Source organism: Microbacterium sp. cx-59, assembly GCF_020805625.1.
Taxonomy (GTDB): Bacteria; Actinomycetota; Actinomycetes; order Actinomycetales; family Microbacteriaceae; genus Microbacterium.
This window is the reverse complement of sequence record NZ_JAJHGO010000008.1, coordinates 287,372-309,706: the sequence shown is the minus strand read 5'-3', so window position 1 is coordinate 309,706 and position 22,335 is coordinate 287,372. Positions and strand designations below refer to the sequence as shown.

18 protein-coding genes are annotated in these 22,335 nt (G+C 69.9%); 12 read left to right on the top strand and 6 right to left on the bottom strand.

Annotated features, from left to right (window positions below; all coding sequences use genetic code 11):
• Positions 1 to 1,137: a UDP-N-acetylmuramate dehydrogenase gene (locus LMI96_RS12185; protein ID WP_228361662.1), complete on the top strand. Its 1,137-nt coding sequence runs from the start codon at positions 1 to 3 to the stop codon at positions 1,135 to 1,137.
• Between the two features lie 429 nt (positions 1,138 to 1,566).
• Here the strand turns inward: LMI96_RS12185 and LMI96_RS12180 are convergent, their stop codons facing one another.
• Entirely contained in the window at positions 1,567 to 2,766 is a 1,200-nt protein-coding gene (locus LMI96_RS12180) for a pyridoxal phosphate-dependent aminotransferase (protein WP_228361661.1), read from the bottom strand.
• An 80-nt stretch (positions 2,767 to 2,846) separates the two neighbouring features.
• Between LMI96_RS12180 and LMI96_RS12175 the strand changes: the two genes are divergently transcribed.
• Positions 2,847 to 3,626 (top strand): coenzyme F420-0:L-glutamate ligase, encoded by a 780-nt coding sequence (locus tag LMI96_RS12175; RefSeq protein WP_228361660.1) that lies wholly within the window; start codon positions 2,847 to 2,849, stop codon positions 3,624 to 3,626.
• Between the two features lie 147 nt (positions 3,627 to 3,773).
• Positions 3,774 to 4,784, top strand: a complete 1,011-nt coding sequence (locus LMI96_RS12170; protein ID WP_228361659.1) for a hypothetical protein — start codon at positions 3,774 to 3,776, stop codon at positions 4,782 to 4,784.
• Between the two features lie 109 nt (positions 4,785 to 4,893).
• On the opposite strand, the gene aceB is transcribed toward LMI96_RS12170, so the two are convergent.
• Positions 4,894 to 6,549: a malate synthase A gene (gene aceB / locus LMI96_RS12165; protein ID WP_228361658.1), complete on the bottom strand. Its 1,656-nt coding sequence runs from the start codon at positions 6,547 to 6,549 to the stop codon at positions 4,894 to 4,896.
• A 321-nt stretch (positions 6,550 to 6,870) separates the two neighbouring features.
• On the bottom strand, positions 6,871 to 8,187 hold the full coding sequence (gene aceA, locus LMI96_RS12160; protein WP_223722746.1) for an isocitrate lyase: 1,317 nt from the start codon (positions 8,185 to 8,187) through the stop codon (positions 6,871 to 6,873).
• A 143-nt stretch (positions 8,188 to 8,330) separates the two neighbouring features.
• Here aceA and LMI96_RS12155 point away from each other — a divergent pair, with 143 nt between their 5' ends.
• Positions 8,331 to 9,794 carry a helix-turn-helix transcriptional regulator gene (locus tag LMI96_RS12155; RefSeq protein ID WP_223722747.1) on the top strand — a complete coding sequence of 488 codons (1,464 nt, stop codon included), beginning with the start codon at positions 8,331 to 8,333 and terminating at the stop codon, positions 9,792 to 9,794.
• Between the two features lie 26 nt (positions 9,795 to 9,820).
• Here LMI96_RS12155 and LMI96_RS12150 read toward each other — a convergent pair whose 3' ends face one another.
• Positions 9,821 to 10,453, bottom strand: coding sequence for a LysE family translocator (locus tag LMI96_RS12150; RefSeq protein ID WP_223722748.1), 633 nt, complete (start codon positions 10,451 to 10,453; stop codon positions 9,821 to 9,823).
• Between the two features lie 796 nt (positions 10,454 to 11,249).
• On the opposite strand from LMI96_RS12150, the gene LMI96_RS12145 reads away from it, so the two are divergent.
• Complete coding sequence (locus LMI96_RS12145) at positions 11,250 to 11,696, top strand: hypothetical protein (protein WP_228361657.1); 447 nt, start codon at positions 11,250 to 11,252, stop codon at positions 11,694 to 11,696.
• 81 nt (positions 11,697 to 11,777) lie between these two features.
• Here LMI96_RS12145 and LMI96_RS12140 read toward each other — a convergent pair whose 3' ends face one another.
• Together LMI96_RS12140 and LMI96_RS12135 are read right to left on the bottom strand one after the other, a co-directional pair.
• Positions 11,778 to 12,458, bottom strand: coding sequence for a hypothetical protein (locus tag LMI96_RS12140; protein ID WP_228361656.1), 681 nt, complete (start codon positions 12,456 to 12,458; stop codon positions 11,778 to 11,780).
• A 95-nt stretch (positions 12,459 to 12,553) separates the two neighbouring features.
• Entirely contained in the window at positions 12,554 to 14,077 is a 1,524-nt protein-coding gene (locus LMI96_RS12135) for a PucR family transcriptional regulator (RefSeq protein WP_228361655.1), read from the bottom strand.
• A gap of 125 nt (positions 14,078 to 14,202) precedes the next feature.
• On the opposite strand from LMI96_RS12135, the gene gabT reads away from it, so the two are divergent.
• The 7 genes from gabT (at position 14,203) to LMI96_RS12100 (ending at position 22,305) form a co-directional block, all read left to right on the top strand.
• The gene (gene gabT, locus LMI96_RS12130) at positions 14,203 to 15,558 is read left to right on the top strand and encodes a 4-aminobutyrate--2-oxoglutarate transaminase (protein ID WP_228361654.1); all 1,356 of its coding nucleotides are present in this window, start codon (positions 14,203 to 14,205) and stop codon (positions 15,556 to 15,558) included.
• 50 nt (positions 15,559 to 15,608) lie between these two features.
• Entirely contained in the window at positions 15,609 to 16,967 is a 1,359-nt protein-coding gene (locus tag LMI96_RS12125) for an NAD(P)/FAD-dependent oxidoreductase (protein ID WP_228361653.1), read from the top strand.
• Complete coding sequence (locus LMI96_RS12120; protein WP_228361652.1) at positions 16,964 to 17,851, top strand: universal stress protein; 888 nt, start codon at positions 16,964 to 16,966, stop codon at positions 17,849 to 17,851. Before LMI96_RS12125 ends, LMI96_RS12120 begins: the two co-directional genes overlap by 4 nt.
• A complete protein-coding gene (locus LMI96_RS12115; RefSeq protein ID WP_228361651.1) occupies positions 17,848 to 19,395 on the top strand; it encodes an APC family permease in 1,548 nt (515 codons plus the stop codon). The genes LMI96_RS12120 and LMI96_RS12115 overlap by 4 nt, the downstream gene beginning before the upstream one ends.
• Positions 19,396 to 19,432: 37 nt before the next feature.
• The gene (locus tag LMI96_RS12110) at positions 19,433 to 20,797 is read left to right on the top strand and encodes an NAD-dependent succinate-semialdehyde dehydrogenase (protein ID WP_228361650.1); all 1,365 of its coding nucleotides are present in this window, start codon (positions 19,433 to 19,435) and stop codon (positions 20,795 to 20,797) included.
• 69 nt (positions 20,798 to 20,866) lie between these two features.
• Positions 20,867 to 21,859, top strand: coding sequence for a hypothetical protein (locus LMI96_RS12105; protein ID WP_228361649.1), 993 nt, complete (start codon positions 20,867 to 20,869; stop codon positions 21,857 to 21,859).
• Positions 21,856 to 22,305 (top strand): hypothetical protein, encoded by a 450-nt coding sequence (locus tag LMI96_RS12100; protein WP_228361648.1) that lies wholly within the window; start codon positions 21,856 to 21,858, stop codon positions 22,303 to 22,305. Before LMI96_RS12105 ends, LMI96_RS12100 begins: the two co-directional genes overlap by 4 nt.
• Positions 22,306 to 22,335: the final 30 nt, after the last annotated feature.

Here is a 22,335-nt window from a genome sequence, read left to right as displayed (position 1 = left end):
ATGACCGAGATCGACCCCCTCCCGCTTTCGCGGCTCACGACGCTGCAGACCGGCGCGGCGCCCACGAGCATGGCCGAAGCGCGCACGCGCGACGAGCTCGTGGAGGCGCTGCGGTCGATCTGGGCCGCGGGTGATGAGTGGTTCGTGATCGGTGGCGGATCGAACCTGCTGGTCGGCGACGAGCCCTTCGACGGCACCGTCGTCCGCATGCTCACGCGCGGCATCGAACGAGTCGGCGGCGGCCCCGAGGGGACCGTGCGCCTGCGCGTTCAGGCGGGACACGACTGGGATGAGCTCGTCGCGTACACGGTGGCCGAGGGGCTGTCGGGCATTGCGGCGATGTCGGGCATCCCGGGCACTGTGGGCGCCGCTCCCGTGCAAAACGTCGGCGCGTACGGGCAAGACATCTCCGAGACGCTCGTCGAGGTCGAACTCATCGACGAGGCGACCGGTGAGATCTCGGCCGTACCGGCGGCCGACCTCGAGCTCGGATTCCGCACCTCGGTACTCAAGCACCATTACGGTTCGGTGCCCGCGCGCCGTGCGGTGATCCTTTCGGTGACGCTGCAACTCGTCGAGGTCGGACACGACGAGTTCCCCATCCGCGGCGAGCAGCTGCGGCAGGCGCTCGGGCTCGCACCCGGTGCGACCGTGACGCTCGCCTGGGTGCGCGACCACGTGCTCGCGACGCGTCGCCGCAAGGGCATGGTGCTCGATGCCACGGATGCGGACACCGCATCCGCCGGCTCGTTCTTCCAGAATGCGATCGTGTCGGAGCGGTTCGCCCGCACGCTTCCGGACGCGTGCCCGCGCTGGCCGATGCAGGCCGTGATCGAGCCGATGCGGATCATTCCGCTCGACAGCTTCGACGGCTACGTGCCCCCTGCTGTCGATCAGCCCGTGCAGGTGAAGGTGAGCGCCGCGTGGCTCATTGAACACGCGGGGATCGGCAAGGGATTCCACCTGCCGCGCTCGCGTGCGGCGGTTTCGTCGAAGCACGCGCTCGCGTTGACGAACCGCGGCGGAGCGAGGGCCGAGGAGCTCGCCGAGCTCGCCCGGTTCATCCAGCAGCGGGTGCAGCAGGAGTTCGGGCTCATCCTGCAGCCCGAACCCGTGCTGGTCGGCGTCGAGCTTTAGGCCCCGGCGGCGGCGCGCCGGGTGCGGTGTGCCGCGTGCCGCGTGCGGTGTGCCCGCCGTGACGTCGAGGGCGGCCCGTGAGCCCCGACAGTGCCCGAGCGGCCCGCGTGGTTCCGCAGTCGTCGGATCGGTGGGGCTGGTGTGCACGGTTGTGACGGTTGAGGCGGTGAGTCCGCGTCTGATCCGACGACTGGGGCGGGTGCTGCCGGTAGGCGCCGGCGACGCGTCAGCGACGCCGGACGAGGGCGACCGCCGCTCGAGCGGCCCGACAGTGCCCGCGCGGCCCTTGTGGTTCCGCAGTCGTCGGATCGGTGGGGCTGGTGTACACGGTTGTGACGGTTGAGGCGGTGAGTCTGCATCCGATCCGACGACTGGAGTGGATGCGGATGTAGCCGCCCAGGCGAGGAGCGCCCCCAGGCGAGGAGCGTCTCAGGCGAAGAGCGTCTGCAGGCGCTGCACGCCCTCGAGCAGTGCGTCGTCACCGAGCGCGTACGACAGCCGCAGGTAGCCGGAGGGGCCGAAGGCTTCGCCGGGCACGACCGCGACCTCGGCCTTTTCCAGGATGAGGTCGGCGAGTTCGAGGCTCGTGGTCGGCGTGCTGCCCGCCCACTCGCGGCCGAGGAGTCCGCGCACGTCGGGGTAGACGTAGAACGCGCCGAGCGGGTTCGGCACAGCAACGCCCTCGATCTTGGCGAGCTCCGACACCATTAGGCGGCGGCGGCGGTCGAAGGCGACCCGCATCTCTTCCGCCTCCGTCTGCGGCCCGGTGAGCGCGGCGAGCGCCGCGCGCTGGGCGATGTTGTTGACGTTGCTCGACAGGTGGGACTGCAGGTTGGCGGCGACCTTGATGGCGTCCTTCGGGCCGATCATCCAGCCGACGCGCCATCCGGTCATGGCGTACGTCTTCGCGACGCCGTTGACGAGCAGGGTCTGGCCCGCCAGTTCGGGCACGGCCTCGACGATCGAGACCGCTCGCGCACCCTCGTAGACCAGGTTCTGGTAGATCTCGTCGGTGATGACCCAGATGCCGTGCTGCAGTGCCCACTCGCCGATCGCGCGGGTCTCTTCGGGCGTGTACACGGCGCCGGTCGGGTTCGAAGGAGACACGAACACGAGCACGGTCGTGCGGGGGGTGCGGGCCGCTTCGAGCTGGTCGACGGTGACCTTGTAGTCCTGGTCCGCGCCCGCGAAGACCTCGACCGGCGTACCGTCGGCGAGGCGGATCGCCTCCGGGTAGGTCGTCCAGTACGGGGCCGGCAGCAGCACCTCGTCGCCCGGATTCACGACCGCCTGGAACGCCTGGTACACCGCCTGCTTGCCACCGTTCGTGACGATGATCTGGCTGGGCTCGACGTCGAGACCCGAGTCGCGGTGCGTCTTCGCGGCGATGGCCTCGCGCAGCACGGGCAGCCCGGCGGCGGGGGTGTACCGGAAGTTCGCCGGGTTGGTCAGTGCTTCCGCTGCCGCATCCACCACGAACTGCGGGGTGGCGAAGTCGGGTTCGCCGGCCGCGTAGGAGATGACGGGGCGTCCCGCCGCCTGCAGGGCTTTGGCCTTCGCGTCGACCTTGAGGGTCGCGGACTCGGCGATGGCGGACAACTTGCGGGAGAGGGGAGCGCGTTCGGTCACGCCTGAAGCGTATCTTCCGGGCGGGCCGTGGCGCAGGGCGCGCGCCGCGCTCGGCGTCCGCGGTGTGGAACGATGAACGGATGAGTGCACGCCGCATGCAGGTCTGGGCGCTGGACGGCATCCCCGAGGTGACCGGCGACGACGACCTCGCTCAGCTGATCGGCGACGCGTGGGCGGCGGATGCGGATGGCATCCGCGACGGCGACATCCTCGTCGTGACGAGCAAGATCGTGTCGAAGGCGGAGGGGCGGATGCTGCCCGCATCCGACCGCGAAGACGCCATCACGGCGGAGACCGTGCGGGTCGTCGCGACCCGTGGCACGACGCGGATCGTCGAGAGCAGGCTCGGCATCGTGGGCGCGGCCGCCGGCGTCGACGCGTCGAACACTCCCGAGGGCACGGTGCTGCTGCTGCCGGTGGATCCGGATGCGTCGGCCCGCGCGCTCTGTGCGGCGCTCCGCGAACGGTTCGGCGTGCCGCTCGGCGTCATCGTGAGCGACACGCTCGGTCGCGCGTGGCGGCTCGGGCAGACCGACATCGCGATCGGCGCGGCCGGGGTCCAGGTCGTTGACGATCTGCGCGGCGAGACCGACGCGCAAGGGCGTCCGTTGCTCGTTACGGTGCCGGTGGTGGCAGATGAGATGGCCGCGGCATCCGATCTCGTGAAGGGCAAGGTGACGGGTCGCCCCGTCGCGGTCGTCCGCGGGATGGCGGAGTACGTGACCCCCGAGGTCGATACCCCCGGGGCGCGGACCCTGGTTCGCACCGGCCCGGCCGACATGTTCCGCCTCGGCACCGACGAGGCGCTCGCCGAAGGTTACGCGGAGGGCTTCGCCGCCGGCCGCGCGGCGCGCGACTGAGCGGGCGGGCGCGCGGAAGCGTCGGGGCGGATGGCGCGGGACTGAGCGCACAGGCGCTGGGAGCGGGTACCGGGCACGCCGCCGGGCGTGCCCGATCGTTAGCCACTCGTTGTCGATCACGGACTAGCCAGTGCCTACCGTGGAGGCATGCGGAGAATCCACGCTGTCGCGGTTCTCGCCCTCGTCGGTGTGCTAACCGCGTGTGCCGCCGGAACGATCCCTTTCCTTGCGGGCGCACCTCGGCCCGATGCCGTGCCCGTCGACGCCGTGGTCTGCGCTGACGAGTTCGGCCCCGCGGAGGGCGTCGTGGCCGGAAACGTGCCGGAAGGGTTCACGCCGGTGGCCGTGCACCGCTGCACCCTGTCGGCGTCTCAGCGGGATGAAATCGGAACGTGGGCCGGCCCGCTCAATGAGCGGCTCGAGGGAGACCTGACCGACCTGCTCGCGGCCCTGGCGGAGCCGGACGAGGCACCGACCATGGGTGCGTGCTCGGCGGTCATGTGGATGGGGCCCGAACTCTGGTTGGCGGATGCCGAGGGCCGCTACATCCGCGTGCCCTACCCGATGGGAGCGTGCCCTGAGCCCCGGCCGGACGTGCTCGAGCGGATCGAGGCCGCGCTGGCCGCGCTGACGGTGACGGAGGAGACGTTCGTGCAGCGTGCGCTGGTGGAGTCGGATGCAGCGACCGCGGCCGGCTGCGCCACCACGGCCGGGATGCTGGTGGCGTTGACCGGCGCCGCACCCGGCGCGGGGGTCGTGGCGGAAGCGTCCGAGCTCGGCGGCGACCCGGTCGAGGTGACTCCTTGGGAACCGCCGGCCCTGCCGGATGCCGCCGAAGTGCGAGGGATGCAGCTGTGCCGGTATGCAGTCGGGGTTCTGTCGACGGACGGCGGGCCGCTGACGTCGAGCGATCTCGGGGCGTTCACCGACGCCGAGGAGCTCGATGCCGTCGCCGCGGGGGAGGTCCTCGCGTCGTTCGCCGGGGCGCCGTCCGCGGGTCATTGCGTCGCGACCGCATCCGTCCTCGTCGTCGCGCATCCGACCGGGGACGCCGCGGCGGGTTTCACGATCGAGCTCGACGGATGCCAGCGGGTCGTCGGCCCCGACCTGGCAGCCCGCGCTGCAACGCCCGAGATGCTCGCACTGCTCCAGCCCTGATCCGACCGGCGCAGGCTCTGAAGCGCGAGACGGGATCCGGGCGCCGAGACTGCGGAGTAACCCCACGGTCTCGGCCCTAAGATCCCGTCTCGCGGTGTGACGGGTGCGGTCACACCTCCACGAGGTAGCGGGAGTAGGCCACCAGCGTCAGGAAGGTGGGGAACTCGGCGCCCAGCGCGACCTCGCGGAACACGTCGGCGGCATCCTCGAACCGATCGCCGTCGAAGCGGGGGACCTCGCCGAGCACCTGCGTGATGAGTCCCTCGATGTACTCGCGGGTGATGCGCGTGCCGTTCTCGGTGGCGCGGTCCTGGTGGATCCACTGCCACACCTGCGAGCGGCTGATCTCGGCGGTCGCCGCATCCTCCATCAGGTTGTCGATCGCGACGGCGCCGAGGCCGCGCAGCCACGCCTCGATGTAGCGCACCGCGACTGACACGTTTCCGTGCACTCCCGCCTCGGTGATCGGCAGGCCGATGTGCACGTCCAGCAGGTCGGCCGGGTTCACCTGCACGTCGTCGCGCTGCCGGTCGAGCTGGTTCGGACGCTCGCCGAGCACGGCGTCGAACTCGGCACGCGCCACCGGGATGAGGTCGGGGTGAGCGACCCAGGTGCCGTCGAACCCGTCGCCGGCCTCGCGCTTCTTGTCGGCCGCCACCTTCTCGAACGCCTGCCGCGTGACCTCGGGATCACGGCGGTTCGGGATGAAGGCGCTCATGCCGCCGATCGCGAACGCGCCCCGCTTGTGGCACGTCTGCACGAGCAGGTCGGTGTACGCCCGCATGAACGGCACCGTCATGGTGACCTGGCTGCGGTCGGGCAGCACGAACCGTGCGCCCCGGCCGCGGTAGTTCTTGATCATCGAGAAGATGTAGTCCCAGCGTCCGGCGTTGAGCCCGGCGCAGTGATCGCGCAGCTCGTACAGGATCTCGTCCATCTCGAACGCCGCCGGCAGCGTCTCGATCAGAACGGTCGCGCGGATCGTGCCGTGCGGGATGCCGAGCTGCTGCTCGCTGAACGTGAAGACGTCGTCCCAGAGTGCCGCCTCTTCGCTCGATTCGATCTTGGCGAGGTAGAAGTACGGGCCCCGGCCGTTCGCGATGAGTCGTGCGGCGTTGTGCCAGAAGTACAGGCCGAAGTCGACGAGCGAACCGGATGCGGCCATCGCGCGGCCGCGGCGATCCGTGAACCGGAGGTGGCTCTCGACCAGGTGCCACCCGCGCGGACGCATCACGATGGTTGGCGTCGCGGTCGCGGTGACCTCGTATCGTTTGCCGTCGGCGTTCGTGAACGACAGCTCGCCGCGGATCGCGTCTCGGAGTGATAGCTGGCCCTTGATGACGTTCTTCCAGGTGGGGCTCGTGGCATCCTCCTGGTCGGCGAGCCAGACCTTGGCGCCCGAGTTCAGTGCGTTGATCGTCATCTTCGGGTCGGTCGGCCCCGTGATCTCGACGCGACGGTCCTCGAGACCGGGACCGGCGCCCGCGACCCGCCAGGTCGTGTCGTTCCGGATGCAGGCGGTGTCGGCGCGGAATGACGGATCGTGTCCGTTGCCGATCTCGTAGCGGCGCCGCATCCGCTCGGCGAGCCGGTCGTGGCGTCGTCCGGAGAAACGGTGGTGCAGCTCGGCGAGGAACACCAGAGCGTCGGGCGTCAGGATCTCGTCGTAGCGGTCGCCGGGTCGGCCCAGGATCTCGATCGTGGGCCGGGAGGCGGGTGTCGGTGCAGAGGTGCGGGGCGGTGAGCCCGTGTCCGTGAGGGTCATGATCTGGCTTTCTGTTCGACGCCCGAGGGCGGGCTCACGTGTCGCAATCCGCCCGTCCGAGCACGGATTGCGTCACGTGAGCGGGGGAGGAGGTGTTTCGGGTGGCGCGATCTGTCGGGGGTGGGGGCGGATTGCGTCACGTGAGCGGGGGAGGAGGTGTTTCGGGTGGCGCGATCTGTCGGGGGTGGGGGCGGATTGCGACACGTGAGCGGGGAAGGAGGTGCTTCACGTGTCGCAATCTGCCCGTTCGAGCGACGGATTGCGACACGTGAGCGGGATGTGGGAGCGAGGCCCGAGCGCGAGCCCGAGCCCGCGGTGCGCTCAGTGGAACTGGGCGGTCTCGGTCGAGCCGTGCAGCGCGAGGGTGGCGCTGGTGGGGTTGAGCGCGGTCGAGACGTGGTCGAAGTAGCCCGTCCCGGCTTCGCGCTGGTGCCGAGTCGCGGTGTAGCCGCGGGACTCGGCCGCGAACTCGGCCTCTTGCAGTTCGACGTAGGCGCTCATGGCGCGGTCGGCGTAACCGGAGGCGAGATCGAACATGGAGTAGTTCACGGCGTGGAATCCGGCGAGCGTGATGAATTGGAACGCGTAGCCGAGTTCCGCGAGCTCCGCCTGGAACGTCGCGATCTGCGCATCGTCGAGGTGACGCTTCCAGTTGAAGCTCGGCGAGCAGTTGTACGCGAGCATCTTGCCGGGGAACTCGGCGTGCACCGCGTGGGCGAATGCGCGGGCGAGCTCGATGTCGGGTTCGCCGGTTTCGACCCAGAGCAGGTCGGCGTAGGGCGCGAACGCGAGGCCGCGGCTGATGACCGCATCCAGTCCTGGGCGCACCCGGTAGAACCCTTCCTCGGTGCGCTCGCCGGTCGTGAACTCGCGGTCGCGCGGGTCGACGTCGCTCGTGAGCAGGTCGGCGGCGAGCGCATCGGTGCGCGCGATGATGACGGTGGGGACGTCGGCGACATCTGCCGCGAGACGCGCCGCGTTGAGCGTGCGGATGTGCTGCTGCGTCGGCACGAGCACCTTGCCGCCGAGGTGGCCGCACTTCTTCTCGCTCGCGAGCTGGTCTTCCCAGTGGATGCCGGCGGCTCCGGCCTGGATGAGCGAGTGGGCGAGTTCGTAGGCGTTCAGCGGTCCGCCGAATCCGGCCTCGGCGTCGGCGACGATGGGCGCGATCCAGTCGCGGGTGATCTCTCCTTCGGCGTGCTCGATCTGGTCCTGACGGATCAGCGCATTGTTGATGCGACGCACGACCGACGGCACGGAGTTCGCGGGGTAGAGGCTCTGGTCGGGGTAGGTCTGCCCGGCGAGGTTGCCGTCGGCCGCGACCTGCCAGCCGGAGAGGTAGATCGCCTTCAGGCCCGCGCGCACCTGCTGCACGGCCTGGCCGCCGGTGTAGGCGCCGAGCGCCCGGATGTAGTCCTCGGTGTGCAGCAGGTTCCAGAGGTTCTCGGCGCCGCGGCGCGCGAGCGTGCTCTCCTCACGGACCGACCCGCGCAACCGGACGACGTCGTCGGCGGTGTAGGTGCGCGAGACGCCATCCCAGCGCGGGTCGGTGTCCCAGATCTCCTGAAGCTCCGTCGCCGTCTGCGTCTGGTCGCCCGCACGGAGGGGCGGCTGGCCGGGGGTCGCGTGGATGGTCATGTCGGTCTCCTGTGATCGGATGCGGGGACGATCGTTGTCCCGGCGGGTTCGTGGCTCCACTCTGAGTGAAGAACAGCCCCCGAAACCGGCATTCGTGAGGAGAAGATTGCTCGTTCTTCTGTTCTCGTGGCACAATCCGGTCCATGACGATCACAGAAGATCTGCATGGCGAGGATGCCGAAGCCGACGCGCTGACCATCGGACGCCGCATCCGGCAGTTGCGTGCGCAGCGAGGGATGACCCTCGACGAGCTCTCGGCCGCGGTCGACCGTGCCCCGAGCCAGCTGTCGATGATCGAGAACGGCAAGCGGGAGCCCAAGCTCACTCTTCTCCGGTCGATCGCGAAGGCGCTCGGATCGACGATCGATGCGCTGCTCGAGGCCGAACCGTTGGACGAGCGCGCGTCCCTGGAGATCTCGCTGGAGCGGGCGATGCGCGGGCAGACCTTCCAGGCCCTCGGGATCGCGCCGTTCCGGGTCGGCAAGTCGGTGCCGGATGACGCGCTTCGCGCCATGCTGGCGTTGCAGGGCGAGATCGAACGCCTCCGCGACGAACGCGCCGCGACGCCCGAGGAGGCGCGGCGCGCGAACGTCGACCTCCGTCACCTCATGCGGCAGCAGAACAACTACTTCCCCGACCTCGAGGAGCAGGCACGCCGCATCCTGGATGCGGTCGGCCATCCCGGCGGGCCGCTCACGCAGCGCTCCGCGAGCGACATCGCGGCGCATCTCGGGTTCACACTGCACTACGTCGCCGATCTGCCGCAGACCACCCGGAGCGTTGCCGACCTCGCCCACGGCCGGCTCTATCTCTCGAGCAAGGTCACGCAGAAGGGCGACTCGCGCACGGCCGTGCTGCAGGCGCTCGCGAGCCGCATCCTGGGGCATCGGGAGCCGACGAGCTACGCCGAGTTCTTGCGGCAGCGCGTCGAAACGAACTACCTCACCGGCGCGATGCTGATCCCCGAGGCCCATGTTGTGCCGTTCCTCGCCGAAGCGAAAGCCGACCGGGCGATCTCGATCGAGGATCTCCGCGACCTGTATTCGGTGTCGTACGAGACCGCCGCCCACCGCTTCACGAATCTCGCGAGCGTGCACCTCGGCATCCCGGTGCACTTCTTGAAGGTGCACGAGTCGGGCACGATCACGAAGGCTTACGAGAACGACGACGTGAACTTCCCCGCCGACCGGCTGGGAGCGATCGAGGGGCAGTTGTGCTGCCGCCGCTGGACGAGCCGGGTCGTGTTCGACGTCGATGACCGGTTCAATCCGTACTACCAGTACACCGACACCGGCAACGGCACGTACTGGTGCACGGCGCGTGTGGAGAACTCGAGCGAGGGCCAGCATTCGGTGAGCGTCGGCGTGCGCTTCGACGACACCAAGTGGTTCCTCGGTCGAGACACCCCGAACCGCGGCGTCTCGAAGCACTCGGTCGAGGTCTGCTGCCGTCGCGCGCCGGCCGATCTCGAGGCGGCGTGGCGAGAGAACTCGTGGCCGAACGTGCGGACGCCGCGAACGCTGCTGGCGACCTTGCCGACCGGCGCGTTCCCCGGCGTCGATACGACCGAGGTGTACGAGTTCCTCGCCGCGCACGCGCCGGTCTGAGCGGGGCCCGACTCAGCGCGGCGGGGTCAGCTCTTCGCCCCGGTCAGGGCGAGGGTGCCGCCGAGCCCGATCATCATGACCCCGCCGGCGCCGGACAGCGTCGAGATGCGTCGCGGCGACCGCGCGAACCAGGTGCGGGCGGTGCCGGCGGCGACGGCCCACACGCTGTCGCACGCGAGGGCGAGGAGCTGGAAGGTGATGCCCAGCAGCAGAAGCTGCGCCCACACGGCACCCGCCGCGGGGGAGACGAACTGCGGCAGCACGGCGACGAAGAAGGCGATCGTCTTGGGGTTGGTCAGCCCGACGATGAAGCCCTGCGCGAGGAGTGTGCGGGCGGAACGGGGGGCGATTTCTGCTCCCGGCACGTGCGCGTTCCGATGGCGGATGGCGTGGATGCCGAGGTAGACGAGGTATGCCGCACCCGCGATCTTGATCACGGTGAACGCCGCCACGGAAGACGCGACGATCGCGCCGACACCGAAGGCGACCGCGAGCACCGCGGGGATCGTGCCCAGCGCATTGCCGACGACGCTGAGCACGCCGGCGCGGCGGCCGAGAGCGATCGACCTCCCGATCACGAACAGCACGCTCGGGCCGGGAATCACGATGATGACCACCGACGCGAGGATGAACGCCAGGAGGTTTTCGATCGGAAGCATGAGCGAACGATACTCCGTGTCCCAGCACCTCCCGGCATGTCCCAGTTTTTGCCGCTATCCCGGACTCATAGCGACAAAAAGTGGGACACGCTCCGCAAATATCGGGACATGAGCTCAGGATGCGGGATTCGGCAGCGGCGGATGTGGAATCCGCCGCCGGCATCCGGCAGATTGGGGACGTGCCACATATCGCTCACCTGCTGCTCAGCGGCCCGCGGGGGCGTCGCCTTTGTCTGGAGTACGTCCGCGGAGTGGACGAACCGCTGCAGTCGGCTATGTTCTGGGCCGCCCATGGGCTCGACCCGAATCCGGGGACGATCATCAGGATCGGGGCGACGGACCTCGATGACTCCGAGGACCCCAGTTTCACCGGGGATGAGATCGCGGCGCTGATCGGTCGTGTCGACCTCTCGTCAGCGCAGGATGATCAGGTGCGCCTGGCTTTCCGTGCCACGGTCGATGCGGCTCGGTACTGGCAGGAGCCGGACGGGACGGATGCGGTCGCCTCGCTCCCGAGGGTGGAAGAGGCGCTCCGTCCGGTCGCCGAGCTAATCGCGCGGGCGCTGCCGACCATCACCGCCGCGCGGGGAGCGGAGCAGTGGGCAGTTGAGTGGTCTCCCGTGGCCGACAGTGCACCGCTGGAGACCACGCCTGCTCGTGATCTCGAAGCGTGGACTCGGGAGCAGCGAGCGGATGAGGAGAGATCCGCACGAGACCGACCGGCGGACCCATACGCCAACTGGTCGGAACGTGGTGGTCGGTACCGCAGCGGCTCCTCTCGACTCGCGGAAGCGTTGTGTCCGCGTTGGAGCGTGTGGAGGATCCGCTCGGCTGGGAGATCGCGACGGTCATCCCGGTACGCGGATCGGGCTCGACGCTCGAGATCCGATCGGTCGCGGATTGGGCTGACCTCTGCCGTGAGTACCCGATGGAGGTGTCCGCATCCCGGCGGCACGACTGGTTCCGTGTGACGGGCAGGGTAGGCAGGTGGCTCATCCCCGACTGGCAGCGCGTCGCCGAGCGGTGGGATGCTGTGCACCTCACGACGCTGGGATATCTTTCGGCATCGACGCGGTTGATCGAGATCGACGCGGAGTACGGCTCCGTCATCGGAGGGTGGGGCCCCGATTCGACCCTGTGGCTCGGCGACGTCGCCCGCGAGTGGAGCGGGCCGCGCCAGCAGTGGCGCTGGTCCCGCGACTCCAACGGCTGGGTGCGCAGTGAGGGGTCTCCTGCCCCATAACGCCTCAGCGCTTTCGATCCGGGCGCCGCGGCACTCAATCGGACCGAACGATGGCCGGGGGCCACGCGTTGAACGCAGAGCTCACACTCGTGTGCTGCGACGGAGGTAGACGCTGAATGCCCCGATCGCGACTGCTGCGAGGATCGCGAGCAACGCAGCCGGGAGCATGTAAGCGCTGCTTCCGAACTCGAAGCGGTCAGCTTGCCCCGACGAGCGTGAGTACGCTTCGGCGATGTCGGCTCGCGCCTCAGACGCGAGCCGCGGCTGCTCGGCGATCTCGCGCGCGGGTTCGTTCAGGCCGACGAGTGTCGCCCCGTCGACGGCGTAGAAGGCGCCGCCGTTCATCGGTAGCTCGAGGAACTCGCCGGACAGATGGTTCTCCACGAGGCGTGTGAAATCCGGGCGGGTGTCCAGCGGGCTCAGCAACCATCCGTCACCATCGGGGGAAGCGGCCGTTGTGCCGATCGGGGCATCGTCGTTGCCGTACGCGACAGCGATCCATTCCTCTACCTCGCCCAGTGGATTGACGGACGTGTTCTGGAGGTATTCCTGGCGGACGGCATGCACGGGCCGAGGTTCGCTGTACCGGATGACATCGGGCACATCGGGATCTTGGGGTGACGGGTCGAATGCCGAGACGACGTCAGGAGGCGCCGTGTCGTCGTACGCGACGGCGTCGGTGGGGAGAACGAGTACCAAGGTGGCGGCGCTGAGCAGGACAGCTGCTGCCGCTCGCGCGGACCACGCTCGTCGGTGGGTCATGGCGGTGTCACTCCTCACTCGGTCGATGGAAGCGTGCGATTCATCCTGGCCCCGAATGGCGGCCGGCCGCTAGACGGCGCCACCCGGGCCCCGCGTCATCCCAACGACTGCAACGCCAACCACAGCTCGGCGCGGGCGGCGAACGAGGCGAGGTCACGGCCGAGCACCTGTTCCACGAGCGCCAGGCGCGCCCGCACCGTGTGGCGGTGGACGCCCAGTGCCCGGGCGGCGGACTCGTGCGACGCGTCGTTGTCGAGCCAGGCGCGAAGCGTGGCAACCAGGCGCGTGCCCTCCGCGTCGTCGTGGGCCACTAACGGTGCGAGCTCGGCGGCGGCGAGCACCCGGGTGCGCTCCTCGGCGATCACGCTCAGGATGCTGCCGCGCACGGCCGCGAAATCGCTCAGCCCGCTGCCGCCACGCTCGCGTGCCACCCGCGCTTGAGCGATCCCCGCAGAAACGGCGTCGAGCGTGGTCGGCTCGGACGCCCCCACCGAGATCTCGAAGCGCTCGGCGAACTCGCCGAGCAGGTGGTGGCGGTCCGCGCCCACGAGCAGCAGCATCCCACCGGCCGCTCCGCCGAAGAACAACCCGCCGCCGGTCTCCGCTGCCGTGGTTTCCAGCCACGCGAGCGCGTCGTCGCGGCGCAGCACCTCCGGTCCGGCCAGCCCGACGACGACCGGTGCGGCGGGAAAGCCGCCCCAGACGGCGCGCGCGACGCGGCGCGGAAGGGTCGACTCATCGACGGCGACGGATGCGGCGAGTCCCGCCCGCAGCGCGGTGTGCGCGTCGACGAGGCTCCGCTGCTGCTCGAGCGCGAGTCCGGCCATCGCGACGACCGTCGTGACGACGCCGCGGGCCTCCTGGTCGAGGTCGCCCGAGGCGATGGCGATCGCCCCCCGGAGGTGGCCGCCGCGCCCGAGCGTCTGCAGCGTGAACGGCACGTCGTCGATCCGGAGGGCGGAACCTGCCCGCGCCCCGCGCCGCAGCACCGTTCCCACTTCGGTGCGCAACTGCGCGGCGACGGATGCGGCGAGCCCCCCCTCGGGGCGCTCGTGCGCGAGCGTTCCCGTCGCGTTGAACAGCCCCACCCAGCAGTCCAGCTGGCGGGAGAGCTCGTCGAGGGTGGCCGACAGCCCGTCTGCCCGGAGCGCCGCGAGCGACAGAGCGCGGCCCGCCGCGAGCGCCCAGCTGCGACGGGCGTACTGCTCGGCGGCGATCGTCTCGCTGTTCGCGCGAGCCACCGCGATGAACGGCGTCAGGTACGGCACTTCGAACAGGGCCAGGCCGTGCGCACGGCACGCGTCGGCGAGCGGCGCGGGGATGCCGTCCCGGACGACCTCGGTGCCGAAGCCGAGCGCAGCGACGCCGCGCGTCCGCAGCCGTTGGACGTACTCGTCGTAGGGGCCCGGGTCGTCGACGGCGACGAACTGCGTGCCGGTGGTCAGCAGGGCGAGATCCTGCGAGAGGAACGGTGTCGGGTCGGGAAGATCCGAACTGTGCACGCCGCGGATGCGCCGGTCGAGCGATCCGTCCGCCCCCTCGTACTCGAGCCGCAGGTGCAGATCGGTGCGGGCGAGCAGAGTGTCGAGTGTCGGCTTCTCCACCGGCGGTGCGGTCATGGGTGTTCCCCTCGGTCGGAGGCGCGCGTACGACACACGGCGGTGTACATCGTGGCGCATCCGCAACGCAGCGTATACGAACTGGCGAGTGCGTCGCGCTCGGCGCCGGCCATACGCTCGCGGCCATGACCCTCATCGACGCCACCGCCGTGCCGCTCGGCGGACCCTCGCTCGTTCAGGAGCGCCGTCTCGTCACCGCCATCCCCGGTCCGCGGTCGCAGGAACTCCTCGCTCGCAAGGCGGATGCGGTCCCCGCGGGCGTCGGGCACACCGTTCCGATCCAGGCGGTCGCCGCGGGTGGCGGCATCGTCGTCGACGCCGACGGCAACTCGCTCATCGACCTGGGCTCTGGAATCGCCGTGACGACGGTCGGAAACGCGCATCCGAAGGTCGTCGCCGCCGTGCAGGCGCAGGCCGCGCAGTTCACCCACACGTGCTTCATGATCTCGCCGTACGAGTCGTACGTCGCCGTCGCGGAGGCCCTCAACCGCCTGACCCCCGGCGATCACGTGAAGAAGACCGCGCTTTTCAATTCCGGTGCCGAAGCGGTCGAGAACGCCGTCAAGATCGCCCGCAAGTACACCGGCAAGCCCGCGGTCGTCGCCTTCGACCACGGGTACCACGGTCGCACCAACCTCACGATGGCGCTCACCGCGAAGGCCATGCCGTACAAGAGCGGCTTCGGTCCCTTCGCCGGTGAGATCTACCGCGCCCCGCTGTCGTACCCCTTCCGCGATGGGCTCAGCGGCCCGGATGCGGCACGCCGCGCGATCACGATGATGGAGAAGCAGGTCGGCGCCGACAACCTGGCGGCGATCGTCATCGAGCCGATCCAGGGCGAGGGCGGCTTCATCGTGCCCGCCGAGGGATTCCTCGAGGCGCTCGTCGAGTGGTGCCGGGCGAACAACGTCGTCTTCATCGCCGACGAGGTGCAGAGCGGGTTCGCCCGCACGGGCGAGATGTTCGCGAGCGACGTGTTCGGCATCGTGCCGGACCTCGTGACGACCGCGAAGGGCATCGCCGCCGGACTCCCGCTCGCCGCCGTCACGGGGCGCGCCGAGATCATGGACGCGTCCCACGCCGGCGGCCTCGGCGGCACGTACGGCGGTAACCCCATCGCCTGCGCCGCGGCGCTCGCCGCGATCGACGTCTTCGAGAACGACGGGCTGCTGGAACGCGCGCGCGAGGTCGGTGAGATCCTCACGGGGCGCCTCCGGGAGCTGCAGGCGAGCGACCCGCGGATCGGCGACGTGCGCGGCAAAGGCGCGATGGTCGCGGCTGAGTTCATCGACGCCGAGACCGGAGAACCGGATGCGGCGCTCGCCGCATCCGTCGCCAAGGCCTCGATCGCGCAGGGCGTCATCGTGCTGACGTGCGGTACGTACGGTAACGTCATCCGTTTCCTGCCGCCGCTGTCGATCGGCGACGACCTCTTGAACGACGGCCTCGATGTCGTCGCCGCGGCCCTGGCCGACAACTGACGAACACCCTGCCCCGTCCGCGACGGGGCACCCGAGACGAAGGAGTCAGTATGAGTGAGATCACAAGAGATGTCGTCATCGTCGGCGCGGGGGCCGCGGGCCTCACCGCCGCCAACGAGTTGCGGAAGGCCGGCCTCTCGGTCGCGGTGCTCGAGGCGCGCGACCGCGTCGGCGGGCGCCTGTGGACCGACGTCATCGACGGTGCAATGCTCGAGATCGGCGGACAGTGGGTCTCACCCGACCAGCACGCGCTGATCGACACCGTCGCCGACCTGGGCCTGGAGACCTACAGCCGGTACCGCGACGGCGAGAGCGTCTACATCGGACCGAACGGCGCCCTGACCCGCTTCACCGGCGATATCTTCCCGGTCGCCCCCGAGACCGAGAAGATCATGGTCGACCTCATCGACCGACTCGATGCGCTGGTCGCCCAGGTCGACCCCGACCGCCCCTGGGAGACGCCCGACGCTGAGGCCCTCGACCGCGTCTCATTCCAGTCCTGGCTCGAAGAGCAGACCGACGACGCCGAAGCCGTGCAGAACATCGCACTGTTCATCGCCGGCGCCATGCTCACGAAGCCCGCGCACACGTTCTCCACGCTGCAGGCGCTCCTCATGGCGGCGAGCGCCGGCAGCTTCTCCCACCTCGTCGACGCGGACTTCATCCTCGACAAGCGCGTGGTCGGCGGCCTGCAGCAGGTGCCGCAGCTGCTCGCCGAGCGGCTGGGTGATGACGTCTACCTGAATCAGCCGGTGCGCTCGATCGAGTGGAGCGACGAGGGTGCGACCGTCGTCGCCGACGGCATGACGGTGCGCGGTCGCCGCGTGATCCTCGCCCTCGCACCGGTGCTCTACGACCGGATCTCGTTCGTTCCCGCCCTGCCCCGGCTGCAGCACCAGATGCACCAGCACCTGTCGATGGGCTTCGTCATCAAGGTGCACGCCGTGTACGACCGCCCGTTCTGGCGTGAGCAGGGCCTGTCGGCGACGGCCTTCAGCCCGTACGAACTCGTGCACGAGGCCTACGACAACACGAACCACGAGGACGAACGCGGCACGCTGGTCGGCTTCGTCTCGGACCAGCACGCCGACGACGTCTTCCGGCTGAGCGCGGAGGAGCGCAAGGACCGCATCCTCGAATCGCTCTCGCACTACTACGGGCCCGAAGCGAAGAACACGGTCGTCTACTACGAGAGCGACTGGGGGAGCGAGGAATGGACCCGCGGTGCGTACGCGGCGAGCTTCGACCTCGGCGGACTGCACCGCTACGGCGCCGACCTCCGCACACCCGTCGGTCCGATGCACTTCGCGTGCAGCGACCTCGCCGGCGCCGGCTACCAGCACGTCGACGGCGCGATCCGGATGGGGCGCCTGGCCGCCGAGAACATCGTCGGGGAGCTGCGCGCGTGAGCGGCCGCATCGTCGTCGGCTACACCGCGACCGACGCCGGCGCCGATGCGCTGGCCCTCGGCGTCCGGATGGCGGCGGCCTCCGCATCCGTCCTCGACGTCGTCATGGTGCTGCCGAACGAGGACCGTTCGGTGATCACCCCACCCGCCGCCAGCTACAACCGGCACCTTCGCGATACCGCGGCGGAGTGGTTGCAGCGGGCGCGCGAGACGGTGTCGGATGCGGTGCGCCACCACGGGCACGTTCGGCACGCCGAGTCGTTCGCCGAGGGACTCGTGGCGGCGGCGGGCGAGTTCGATGCCTCGTACATCGTCGTGGGAGCGGCCAACGGCGGACTCAGCGGCCGCCACCGCTTGGGCACGGTCGCCAGCGAACTCATGCACTACTCCGATGTGCCCGTCGTCCTCGCCCCCGAGGGGGCGCGTGAGGTCGACGTCGCCGAGGGTGTGTCCCGCGTCACGGCCGCCGTCGGCACCCGCCCGGGAGGCGACGTGCTGCTCGCGGAGGCGGTCGCCCTCGCCGCAGCGACCGGCGCAACGCTCCGGCTCCTGTCGCTCGCCACCGTCGATCTGCCCGCGGGCGTCGACACCGGCGTCATCCGTCTGACCGGCGAAACCCACGCCGACGCCGTGCTCGCCCAGGCGCGCGCCGCGCTTCCCGCCGATGTCGAGGCCGATGTCGTCACCGCGACCGGTGACAGCATCGAGGAGGCCGTGCAGCGCATCGACTGGCTGCCCGGCGAGATCGCGATGGTCGGTTCGAGCCGACTCGCCCAGCCGCGACGCCTGTTCCTCGGGTCGACGGCGGCCAAGATGCTGCACGTTCTGCCCGTTCCGATGGTGGTCGTTCCGCGTACGCGCGGCGGAGAAGGAGCCCGATCATGAGTGCACCCGAACGACAGGTTCCCGTGTCCGAAGAGACCGGCGGGCTCTCCAGCAAGGGACTGAGCGCCGGAACGGTGGGCCTCATCGGTGCCATTGTCATCGGCATCTCCTGTATCGCCCCCGCCTACACGCTGACCGCGGCGCTCGGCCCGACCGTGTCCGAGGTCGGCGTGCAGGTGCCGGCGATCATGCTCGTCGGCTTCATCCCGATGCTGCTGGTCGCGTTCGGCTATCGCGAGCTGAACAACCGGATGCCCGACTCGGGTACCTCGTTCACGTGGGCGACGCGCGCCTTCGGCCCCTGGATCGGCTGGATGGCGGGCTGGGGCCTCATCGCCGCCACCATCCTGGTGCTCTCGAACCTGGCCGGCATCGCCGTGGAGTTCCTGTTCCTCCTGATCGCGCAGATCACGAACAACCCCTCGATCGCCGACCTGGCGTTCAACCCGTTCATCAACGTGGCGGTCTGTCTCCTGTTCATGCTGGCGGCGACGCTGGTGTCGTACCGCGACATGCAGACCACGCAGAAGCTGCAGTACTTCCTGGTCGGGTTCCAGGTGATCGTGCTGGTGTTCTTCGCGGGTGCCGCGATCGTCGCCACCCTGAACGGCTCCGCGTTCGATGCGACCCCGTTCGACATCGCCTGGTTCGACCCGTTCGCGGTGTCGTCGGTGACGGCGCTCGTCGCGGGCCTCTCCCTGTCGATCTTCATCTTCTGGGGGTGGGACGTCACCCTCACGATGAACGAGGAGACGAAGGACCCCGACAAGACGCCGGGGCGCGCCGCCACCCTCACCGTGGTCATCATCGTCGCGCTCTACCTGCTGCTGGCGGTCGCGCTGATCATGTACGCGGGAGTGGGTGACGGGGAGTTCGGGCTCGGCAACGAAGACATCCAGAGCAACGTCTTCTTCGCGCTGTCCGGTCCGATCCTCGGACCACTCGCGTTCCTCGTCTCGCTCGCGGTGCTGACGAGTTCGGCGTCGTCGTTGCAGTCGACCTTCGTCTCGCCCGCGCGGACGCTTCTCGCCATGGGACACTACGGCGCACTTCCGCCGGCGTTCGCGAAGGTCAATCCGCGGTTCTTCACGCCCGGGTACGCGACGATCGTCTCGGCCGTCGTGGCATCCGCGTTCTACGCCGTCATGCGCTTCGTCAGCGAGAACGTGCTCTGGGACACCATCACCGCACTCGGCATGATGATCTGCTTCTACTACGGGATCACGGCCTTCGCCTGCGTCTGGTACTTCCGCAAGCAATGGTTCGACTCCGTGCGGAACGTCTTCTTCACGTTCCTCTTCCCGCTGATCGGCGGCGTCATCCTCGCGGTGCTGTTCGTGCGCACGCTGATCGACAGCATGGACCCCGACTACGGCAGCGGCTCCCGCATCGGCGACCTCGGCCTCGTGTTCATCCTCGGGGTCACCGTGATCCTGCTCGGCGTCGCCATCATGATCTGGCAGTCCGTCGTGCGCCCCGACTTCTTCCGCGGCAAGACCCTCTCGTTGGATGCTCCGCCGAGCCTCCGACGCGCGCGTCGCTGACGCATCCACTCGACCCCCACCCACGAGGAGTACCCCCATGAGCGAATACGCGGTCGTGAACCCGGCGACGGGCGAGACGCTGGCCACCTACCCGACCCTCACCGACGAGGAGCTGCAGGAGAAGATCGGCGCGGCGGATGCGGCGTTCCGCGTCTGGCGCGACACCCCCGTGGCGGAGCGGGCGGCGCTGCTGCGCCGCGTCGCGGAGCTCCACCGCGAGCGGCGCGATGAACTCGCGCGGATCATCGTGCGCGAGGTCGGCAAGACGACGGAGGCGGCGCTCGGCGAGGTCGACTTCGCCGCCGACATCACCGAGTTCTACGCCGACAACGCCGAGCGCATCACGGCCGATCAGCCGCTCGACATCCTCGGCGACGGAACCGCGGTCGTGCGGAAGGCCCCGATCGGCGTGCTGCTCGGGATCATGCCGTGGAACTTCCCGTACTACCAGGTCGCCCGGTTCTCCGCGCCGAACCTCGCGATCGGCAACACGATCCTGCTGAAGCACGCGCCGCAGTGCCCGGAGTCCTCGGCCGCGATCGAGCAGATGTACGCGGATGCAGGTCTGCCCGAGGGTTCGTATGTGAACCTCTACGCGACGAACGACCAGGCCGCCACGGTGATCGCCGATCGCCGCGTGCAGGGGGTTTCGGTGACGGGGTCGGAGCGTGCAGGAGCGGCCGTCGCCGAACTCGCCGGACGGCACCTGAAGAAGGTCGCGCTCGAGCTCGGCGGATCGGATCCGTTCATCGTGCTCTCCACGACCGACCTCGACGCGACGGTGACCGCCGCGGTCGACGGGCGCCTCGACAACAACGGGCAGTCCTGCAACGCGCCCAAGCGATTCATCGTCGCCGACGAGCTGTACGACGACTTCCTCGAGAAGTTCACCCGCGCGATGTCGTCGTCGAAGGTGGGCGACCCGTTCGCGGAGGACACGATCCTCGGCCCGCTGTCGTCGGTGGCGGCGGCGGAGCGCCTGCAGGAGCAGATCGACACGGCCGTCGCGCAGGGAGCGCGGCTCGTCGCCGGCGGAACGCGCGACGGCGCGTTCTTCGCCCCGACCGTCCTCACCGACGTCACGCCGGAGATGGACGTGTATCGCGAAGAACTCTTCGGCCCGGCCGGCGTCGTCTACCGCGTCGCGGGGGAGGAAGAGGCCGTGCACCTCGCGAACGACACGAGCTTCGGACTTGGCTCGTACGTATTCACGACCGACCCGAAGCAGGCCGACCGTGTCGCGGACGCGATCGATGCGGGCATGGTCTACGTGAACTGCGTGCTGGCCGACTCGCCCGAACTGCCCTTCGGCGGGGTCAAGCGCTCGGGCACCTCTCGCGAGATGGGTCTGCTGGCGGCCGACGAGTTCGTCAACAAGAAGCTCGTCCGCGTCGCCGGCTGAGCGCACGCTGCCCGCGCCGACGCGCGCACGGTGGCGGCGCGGCGCGCCCGGGCAGGGCAGGATGAACCCATGAGCGACCAGCGCCCCTCGGGCGACGGACCCGGGCCGGAGTTCTTCTCCGCGCCGGGCCCGGTCGCGGGCGCCCCCGACGCCGCCGCGGGAGTGGTGCCGTCGGGAGAGGCGGAGACGAGTGTCGATCCGGTCGCGGTGTGGGGTCCGCCCCCGCCGCGCCGCCGCCGCTGGGTGTGGGTCTCCCTCACGATCCTGGCCATCGTCCTCGTCCTCGGGGCCGCCGGCGCGTTCACCGCGCGCCTGCTGCTCGACGCGCGCGCCGAGGCGCTCGCCGCGCGGACGGTCTCGGCGGCGCAGCAGAGCGTGGTGGATGCGGAGTTCGCGCGGATCGCCGAGACGACCGCCCGCATCGGCGACCAGGCGACCGCCTACCGCGACGCCCGCGCATCGTGGGATGCCGAGCAGGAACAGGCTGCGCAGTGGCGCACGGGAACGACCGCGCCGCCCGATCCGGTGCCGAACCCGGGCGGAACCGCGATGCCCGGCGGCGACCCGACCGGCCGCGCATTCCTGGACTCGATCGGGGCACCGCAGGTGCAGCTCGTGTTCGACGCCGGCACCGACAACTGCGGCTACGAGGCGGGCGGAAGCGGGCCGTACATGCTCGTGCTCGGCGGCTGCTTCGATACCCGGTTCCCGAACTCCGTGATGCTCGCCTGGGAGCCCGGCACCGAGGGGCGTGTCTGGGCGATCTTCGTGCACGAGGTCATGCACTGGTACCAGTACCAGACCTTCTACCCGGCGTTCCTCGCCGCGCAACGCGTGGGCGTCGACGGTGACGCGTACGGTGCTCAGCTCGAATCCGACGCCAGCTGTCGGGCGGTCTACCAGCACGGCATCCCCGCCTGGCAGTACGCCAACAGCTCGGCGCCGTGCGATGTGGACGGATGGTACGACGGGTGGTTCCTCGACCACCTGGCCTCCCTCGGGGTACCGGTGACCGAACCCGTCGCGGAGGCCTACGAGGTCAGTCCGGTGGTGCGCCCGTGACGCGTCAGCGGGTGCTCGCCGCGCCGCTCGTGCTCGCCGCTCTCATCGCTCTGGCGGGCTGTGCCGTCCCCGACCCCGCGCTCGTGAAGAGCGAGGCGGAGGCGGTGTTCGAAGACCTGGTGTCGCACGCGGGGGAGACGGATGCGGCGATCCTCCGGAGTCTGGAGACCTCCCCTCCTGCGGATCAGGCGTGCACGGGAGACGACGAGGGCGCCGTGACGTCGTACACGGCGACCGGCACGCTGTCGATCACGGCGCACGAGGCGGAGGCCGCCGGCATCCTCGATGCGCTCGGCGACACGCTCGATCCGGAGGAGTGGACGCCGATCCGGCCCGCCGTATCCGAGCAGTCGGCGTGGATCTCAGAGCACGACGTCGTGGTCACCCTGACGCCCGAAGGGCCCGCCATCGTGGTCGCCGTGTTCACGCCGTGCCTGACCGAGTGAGCGGGACCGCATTCGCGAGGCCCCTGGGCA